Source organism: Rhodococcus sp. (in: high G+C Gram-positive bacteria) (assembly GCF_049591685.1).
GTDB lineage: Bacteria > Actinomycetota > Actinomycetes > Mycobacteriales > Mycobacteriaceae > Rhodococcoides.
Window position 1 is genome coordinate 1 of the sequence record NZ_JBAWFH010000090.1, and the last position, 6,897, is coordinate 6,897.

Annotated in this window: 8 protein-coding genes; 7 read left to right on the forward strand and 1 reads right to left on the reverse strand. The window is 66.2% G+C overall.

Going from position 1 to position 6,897, the window contains the following annotated elements:
- The 7 genes from WBQ44_RS04060 to WBQ44_RS04090 form a co-directional block, all read left to right on the forward strand.
- Positions 1–770 (forward strand): FAD-dependent oxidoreductase (locus WBQ44_RS04060; RefSeq protein ID WP_495565456.1); only part of this gene is annotated, 770 nt, incomplete at its 5' end.
- A 17-nt stretch (positions 771–787) separates the two neighbouring features.
- Positions 788–985 (forward strand): sulfur carrier protein ThiS, encoded by a 198-nt coding sequence (thiS, locus tag WBQ44_RS04065; protein ID WP_495565457.1) that lies wholly within the window; start codon positions 788–790, stop codon positions 983–985.
- Positions 986–1,016: 31 nt separating this feature from the next.
- Positions 1,017–1,769 carry a thiazole synthase gene (locus WBQ44_RS04070; RefSeq protein WP_495565458.1) on the forward strand — a complete coding sequence of 251 codons (753 nt, stop codon included), beginning with the start codon at positions 1,017–1,019 and terminating at the stop codon, positions 1,767–1,769.
- Between the two features lie 118 nt (positions 1,770–1,887).
- Positions 1,888–2,832 carry an ABC transporter ATP-binding protein gene (locus tag WBQ44_RS04075; RefSeq protein ID WP_495565459.1) on the forward strand — a complete coding sequence of 315 codons (945 nt, stop codon included), beginning with the start codon at positions 1,888–1,890 and terminating at the stop codon, positions 2,830–2,832.
- On the forward strand, positions 2,832–3,629 hold the full coding sequence (locus tag WBQ44_RS04080; protein WP_495565460.1) for an ABC transporter permease: 798 nt from the start codon (positions 2,832–2,834) through the stop codon (positions 3,627–3,629). The genes WBQ44_RS04075 and WBQ44_RS04080 overlap by 1 nt, the downstream gene beginning before the upstream one ends.
- Positions 3,630–3,654: 25 nt before the next feature.
- The gene (locus WBQ44_RS04085; RefSeq protein WP_495565461.1) at positions 3,655–5,145 is read left to right on the forward strand and encodes a M20/M25/M40 family metallo-hydrolase; all 1,491 of its coding nucleotides are present in this window, start codon (positions 3,655–3,657) and stop codon (positions 5,143–5,145) included.
- 31 nt (positions 5,146–5,176) lie between these two features.
- Positions 5,177–5,983: an adenylate/guanylate cyclase domain-containing protein gene (locus WBQ44_RS04090; RefSeq protein WP_495565462.1), complete on the forward strand. Its 807-nt coding sequence runs from the start codon at positions 5,177–5,179 to the stop codon at positions 5,981–5,983.
- Here WBQ44_RS04090 and thiD read toward each other — a convergent pair.
- On the reverse strand, positions 5,954–6,799 hold the full coding sequence (gene thiD, locus WBQ44_RS04095) for a bifunctional hydroxymethylpyrimidine kinase/phosphomethylpyrimidine kinase (RefSeq protein ID WP_495565463.1): 846 nt from the start codon (positions 6,797–6,799) through the stop codon (positions 5,954–5,956). The two genes, WBQ44_RS04090 and thiD, sit on opposite strands and share 30 nt — an antisense overlap.
- Positions 6,800–6,897 lie beyond the last annotated feature (98 nt).

The window sequence follows — 6,897 nt, forward strand, 5'->3', positions numbered from 1 at the left end:
CCGTGGCCCTCGACGCCGCCGACGCCGCCGACCTGCGCACTGTCGCCGAATTCGTCGGAGCACACGGCCACGAGCTCGACATTCTCTCCCGCGCTAAGATCCGCGAACTCGAACCGTCGCTCGCGCAGAACATCCGGCTCGCCATCCACGCTCCCACCGAACTGGCCGTCGACAACCGCGCGCTCGTCGCTGCTCTCCGCGACGCCGCAACGGACGTGAAGATTGTTTCCCACACCGTCACCGACCTCGACGCGCTGGACGCCGACCAGGTGGTCGTGGCCGCAGGCGCACAATCGGCGGCGCTGCTCGACGGCATACCGGTCCGTGCGGTGAAAGGCGAAATACTGCGGCTGCGACGCCGACCGAGCGCCGCCGCACCGCCCACCCGCACCATCCGCGGCAACGTGCACGGACGTCCCGTCTACCTCGTCCCCCGCGGCGACGGACTCGTCGTGGGCGCGACGCAACACGAATCCGGACACGACACCCAGGTGACCGTCGCAGGTGTACGCGACCTCATCGCCGACGCGGAACGACTGATGCCCGGCATCGGCGAATACGAACTACACGAATGCTCCGCAGGCCTGCGGCCTATGAGCCCCGACGGACTGCCCGTCATCGGCAGAATCACCGACCGCATCATCGTCGCATCCGGACACGGGCGCAACGGAATCCTGTTGACACCCATCACCGCCGACGCCGTCGCCGCACTCCTGGACGGACGCACCCTCCCCGAAGCCGCAGCTGCAGACCCAGCACGCTTCCACTAGAGATAGGTAGGAAAAGCATGATCACAGTCAACGGCGAAGACCACGCCCTGCTCGAAGGAACGACGATGCGCCAGCTGCTCACTTCGCTGTCGATGCCCGAAAAAGGCATCGCAGTGGCCGTCGACGGTACCGTGCTGCCGAAAAGCCGGTGGGACGACGCCATCGTCGAAACCGGCTCCACCATCGAGGTTCTCACGGCGGTGCAGGGTGGTTAGATCCGGTCATTCCGCAGGCTCCACTCCCGACGTGGCTGAGAATTTCACCATCGCCGACAGAACGTTCTCGTCGCGCCTCATCATGGGCACCGGGGGAGCGGCCAACCTGACCGTCCTCGAGGATGCCCTCGCGGCGTCCGGCACCGAACTCACCACCGTCGCCATGCGCCGCGTCGACGCAGCGGGAGGCACGGGTGTGCTCGAACTGCTGCGCAAGCTGGACATCGCGCCGCTCCCGAACACTGCGGGTTGTCGCGGTGCCGCCGAGGCCGTACTCACCGCTCAGCTCGGCCGCGAAGCGCTCGAAACGGACTGGGTGAAGCTCGAGGTCATTGCCGACGAACGCACCCTGCTGCCCGACGCGATCGAACTCGTCTCCGCTGCAGAACAATTGGTCGACGACGGCTTCGACGTCCTCCCGTACACCACCGACGATCCAGTACTGGCCAAACGGCTCGAAGACATCGGCTGCGTCGCCGTCATGCCCCTCGGTGCACCCATCGGAACCGGCCTCGGCATCTCGAATCCGCACAACATCGAAATGATCGTCGACGCCGCCGGGGTGCCCGTCATCCTCGACGCAGGCATCGGCACCGCCAGCGACGCCGCGCTCGCGATGGAACTCGGTTGTGACGCCGTCCTGCTCGCCACCGCCGTCACACGTGCGAAAGATCCCGCGCTGATGGCGTCGGCGATGCGGCACGCCGTGGTCGCAGGGCACGAAGCCCGCCGCGCCGGCCGCATCCCGAAACGATTCTGGGCGCAGGCCAGCTCGCCCATGTGACTGCTTGCTGGTAGAGGGGCTCAGGGGTGCACTCGGGGTCGGGTCATCCGAAAGGATGACGCGGGTCGCGACTCGCGGGTGATGTGCCGTGCGGCCTCGGTGCGAGAGAGTTGCTCCCATGATCGAAGTAACGGGACTGACCAAGCAGTTCGGTGCCACCAAGGCGGTCGACGACCTGACCTTCACGGTGAAACCGGGCATCGTGACCGGCTTCCTCGGACCCAACGGTGCGGGCAAGTCGACAACCATGCGCATGATCCTCGGACTGGACCGCCCAACCAGCGGTACCGCCCTGATCGAGGGCAAGCCGTACAACAAGCTCAAGCAACCACTGCGTACCGTCGGGGCATTGCTCGACGCCAAGTGGGTGCACCCCAACCGTTCGGCGCGGGCACACCTGGAGTGGATGGCCGCCTCCAACGGCATTCCCAAGTCCCGCGTGGACGAGGTTCTGCGCCTCGTCGGTCTGTCCGAGGTCGCGAAAAAGAACGCCGGCGGTTTCTCGCTCGGTATGTCGCAGCGGCTCGGCTTGGCCGGTGCACTTCTCGGCGACCCTAAAGTTTTGCTGTTCGACGAGCCGGTCAACGGCCTCGACCCCGAGGGCATCGTCTGGATCCGAAAGTTCATGCAGCGCCTCGCAGCGGAGGGCCGCACGGTGCTCGTCTCGAGTCACCTTCTCTCGGAAATGGCGCAGACCGCCGAGAACCTGGTGGTGATCGGCCGCGGAAAGCTTATCTCCGATTCCTCGGTGCAGGAGTTCATCGATCACGCATCCGAAGCGTCCGTCCGCGTACGCAGTCCGCAGCTCGACGCGCTCCGCAGCGCACTGACCTCCGCCGGGCTGACCGTGCGTGAGCCGGGTACCACCGAGGAACTGCAACCGGCACTGGTGGTCACCAACTCGACCACCGATGCAATCGGCGACATCGCGGGCCGGGCCGGCATCGTTCTTCACGAATTGTCCTCGCAGCGTGGATCTCTGGAAGAGGCTTTCATGAAGCTCACCGGGGACGACGTCCAGTATCACGGCGCAGGCGCCGACGTCATGGGAGGTGCACTGTAATGAGTGTCCTGGCAGCAGAACGCATCAAGATCACCTCGACGAAGTCGCCGTGGTGGTGCACCGCCGCAATCATCGTGCTTGGGCTCGGACTCGCCGCCATCATCGGCATCACGTCCAAGCTGGGCCTCGAGTCGTACAACAACCAAGTGGCAGAGGGCAATACGCCGGACTTCGAGCCCTACCTGCCCACCGCATTCGACGCCGTGGGCAGCGGAGTCGGCGGCTTCGGCGTCATGGTGCTGATGATCCTGGCCGCGCTCACCGTCACCAGCGAATACCGCTTCGGTGTCATCCGCACGACGTTCCAGGCCATCCCCAACCGCAACGCGGTGCTGATCGCCAAGGCCGCACTGATCGGTGTGTTCGGGTTCGTGCTGAGCTTCGTGCTCGGGCTCGGCGCCTTCTACCTGGCCAAGGCATTCGCGGGAGAACAAGCCGGAGCGGCTCTCAGCTTCGACGTCGACGGTACGTGGCGGGTCATCTACGGCACCGCAATCCTCGCCTTCCTGCAGGTGATCATCGCTGTCGGCGTCGGTGCACTGCTCCGTCAGTCGGCAGGCGCCATCGCGCTGTTGTTGCTGTGGCCCTTGGTCATCGAGAACCTCTTCGGTCTGTTCGGTTCGTTCGGCCGCGCGATCCAGCCGTTCCTCCCGTGGCTCAATGCAAGCCACTTCCTCGGTTCCGACGGCGGAGTCGACTTCCACTGGGGCCCGATCGGCAGCCTGATCTACTTCATCGTGTTCACGGCGATCGTGTTCGGTGCCGCGCTGTTCGTCACCAATCACCGGGACGCGTGACCTGAAATCCAGTTAGGGTTCATCCATGCGACGGATGACCCTGATCTCGAGCTTCGCAGTCGGAGCGCTCGTACTGGCCGGTTGTTCTTCGTCCTCGGATTCCGCGGGGGACGGCGAGCAGCCGGCCAGTTCTGCATCCACCACCGCAGCGGTAGCCGACGGTCCTGCGCTTGCCGATGCCGTCACCGAAGACGCGGTCGTCGGGCACCTCGAGGAGTTCGAGCGCATCGCCTCGGAGAACGACGGAAACAGAGCAGCCGGAACGGCAGGGTACGACGCGAGCGTCGACTACTTGACCGGCACCCTCAGCGCCGCCGGCTTCGACGTCGAGACGCCGGAGTTCGAGTTCGACCAGTTCACCGCCAACACCCAGTCGCTGTCGGCGGGTGAGCAACCGGTGTCGGTGGCAGCGCTGACCTATTCACCGTCCACACCCGAGAACGGCATCACCGCGCGGGTGATTCTCGCGCCCGCCGACGACTCACCCGGTTGCGAGGCAACGGATTACGACGGCCTCGATGTCGGCGGGGCCATCGTCGTCGTCAACCGTGGGGTGTGCCCGTTCGGCGCGAAGCAGACCGTCGCAGCAGAACTGGGCGCGGCCGCGGTGATCATCGTCAACAACGAACCGGGCCCCCTCGACGGCGGCACGCTCGGCAGCCGGGACGGCGCGAAAATACCCACCGCCGGAGTGAGCCAAGACGACGGACCGATCGTGGCGGCCGCACCGGAACTGACGTTGACCCTCGATACCGAGACCATCACGACCAAGAGCCGCAACGTCATCGCGCAGACCAAGACCGGCAACACGACCGACGTGGTCGTCGCGGGCGCCCACCTCGACAGCGTTCCCGAAGGGCCGGGAATCAACGACAACGGCACCGGCACCGCTGCGGTACTGGAGACGGCGGTGCAGATGGGCGCGGAACCCGACGTCACCAATGCTGTGCGCTTCACCTTCTGGGGCGCGGAAGAGCTCGGCCTCGTGGGTTCGGGGAAATACGTCGAGGGGCTGAGCGAGGAGGAGCGAGCGAACATCGCGCTGTACCTCAACTTCGACATGATCGGCTCACACAACGCCGGCTACCTCGCCTACGACGGCGACGACTCGGACAAGGTCGGCGAGCCTGCCGGGCCCGCAGGTTCCGACGCCATCGAGCGTGTGTTCGCCGACCGGCTGCGCTCGGAAGGTATCGAGATCGACGGCACCGACTTCGACGGACGGTCCGACTACGGTCCGTTCATCGCCTACGGCATCCCTGCGGGTGGCGTCTTCAGTGGCGCCGACGACGTCATGACCGATGCGCAAGCCGCGAAGTGGGGCGGCACGGCGGGGGAAACCTTCGACGAGAATTACCACACCGCGGAGGACACCCTAGCGAACGTCGACCGGGAGGCCCTCGCAGTCAACGCGTCGGCAGTGGCCTTCGGGATCGGTACGTACGCGCAGTCGGTCGAAGGTCCGAACGGCGTTCCGGTCGGCGAAGCGCGCGTGACCGCCAGATCGGGGCAGTAGTTGTGTGTAACTGTCGGTTACGCTTGTTTCCATGAACCAGTACGTGGCGTCGACGCTCGACTGGGTCAAGGGCGTCAATCGACGCCCCGTGGTGGTGGACGCCGTCCGGCGCGTCCGTCGCGTTCTGCCCGGTGATCCGTCGTTCGGTGACCCGTTGTCGATGGCAGGGCCAGGATCGGCGCTGGCCGTCGCCCGTGCTGCCGACAAGTTCCTCGACGACGAACCGGGCGCGACGCGGGAAATCGGACTCGGCGCACTGCAACTCTGGCAGGCGGTGCTCGAACGAACCGGCCGCGGACGCGGAGAACGCGACATCACGATCGTCTTCACCGACCTCGTCGGGTTTTCGTCCTGGTCGCTCGGCGCCGGCGACACCGCGACTCTGACGCTGCTGCGCAAGGTGTCCAAAGCCGTCGAGCCTGCGGTCGCCGCCCACGACGGATACGTCGTCAAAAGGCTCGGCGACGGCGTCATGGCCATCTTCTACCGGCCGGACAAGGCCATCGCCGCTGTTCTGGCTGCCCGGGCTGCGCTCGCGCAGGTCGACGTGGACGGCTACACCCCCACGATGCGCGTCGGCATCCACACGGGCAGCCCACGGCAGATCGGATCGGACTGGCTCGGCGTCGACGTCACCGTCGCCGCACGCGTGATGCAGACCGGCGGCAACGGCAACCTGATGATCTCAGAGGCTGCGCTCGACGCCCTGCCGGACGGCACCCTCGAACGCCTGGGACTCACCGTCAAGCCCTACCGGCGCGGATTCTTCGCTCCCAAGATGAAGGGCGTGCCCGACGACCTGAAAATTTTACGACTGGTGAAGTCGCCACAGCGGTGAGACGGGCCCGTGACCTGCGCCGAGGTCGTACGCCGCGGCCAGGCACGCAGTGACCCACTCCTTGCCGAAGGCCACCGCCTCGGGCACCGAGTAGCCGTTGGCCAGAGCGCACGCGATAGCCGCGGCGAGCGTGTCGCCTCCGCCGTGATCGTTGCCCGTGTCGATGCGCGGACTCGAGAACTCCTGGAAGATGTCGCCGTCGAACAGGATGTCGGTGCTCTTGTCCGACGTACGCAGGTGACCGCCCTTGACCAGCGCGTACCGGGCCCCCAGATCGTGCAGCGCGCGCGCAGCCGAATGCGCGGTGGCGTCGTCGACCACGTCAATGCCGGTGATCAACCGAATCTCGTCCAGGTTGGGCGTCACCAGCGTCGCGATCGGAAACAGGGTGTGTCGGATGGCGTCGAGCGCCTCCTCGTGCAGGAGCGGATCGCCGTGCATCGACGCGCACACCGGGTCGACGACGAGCGGCACGGGCTGATCGCGGCCGATGCCGACCTCGGTGCACACCGCGGTGACTGCTTCGATGATCGCGGTCGACGCGAGCATGCCGGTCTTCGCCGCACCCACGCCGATGTCTCCGACGACCGAGCGAACCTGGTCCGCGACGACCTCGGGTGGGATCTCGTGGAAGCCGCTGACGCCGACCGTGTTCTGCACGGTGACCGCGGCGACCGCCACGCACGCGTGCACACCGCACAGAGCCATGGTTCGGCTGTCGGCCTGAATCCCGGCACCGCCACCGGAGTCGGTGCCGGCGATGGTCAGTACGCGTACGGGCGTCGATCCGTCGGGTGTCAGCGGTAGCAACTTCACGAGGCGACAGTACCGGCAGCGTTCTCGGCGTCGGCCACGGATGCGGCACCTGCAATGAATGTTGTTGCTTCACAACGCTGGTCAGAGGGATCTATGAC

What these genes read in the sequence shown, in the direction of transcription:
- thiS (WP_495565457.1), top strand. Translation starts at nt 788, where the DNA reads ATGATCACAGTCAACGGCGAAGACCACGCCCTGCTCGAAGGAACGACG.
- WBQ44_RS04075 (WP_495565459.1), top strand. Translation starts at nt 1,888, where the DNA reads ATGATCGAAGTAACGGGACTGACCAAGCAGTTCGGTGCCACCAAGGCG.
- WBQ44_RS04080 (WP_495565460.1), top strand. Translation starts at nt 2,832, where the DNA reads ATGAGTGTCCTGGCAGCAGAACGCATCAAGATCACCTCGACGAAGTCG.
- WBQ44_RS04085 (WP_495565461.1), top strand. Translation starts at nt 3,655, where the DNA reads ATGCGACGGATGACCCTGATCTCGAGCTTCGCAGTCGGAGCGCTCGTA.
- WBQ44_RS04090 (WP_495565462.1), top strand. Translation starts at nt 5,177, where the DNA reads ATGAACCAGTACGTGGCGTCGACGCTCGACTGGGTCAAGGGCGTCAAT.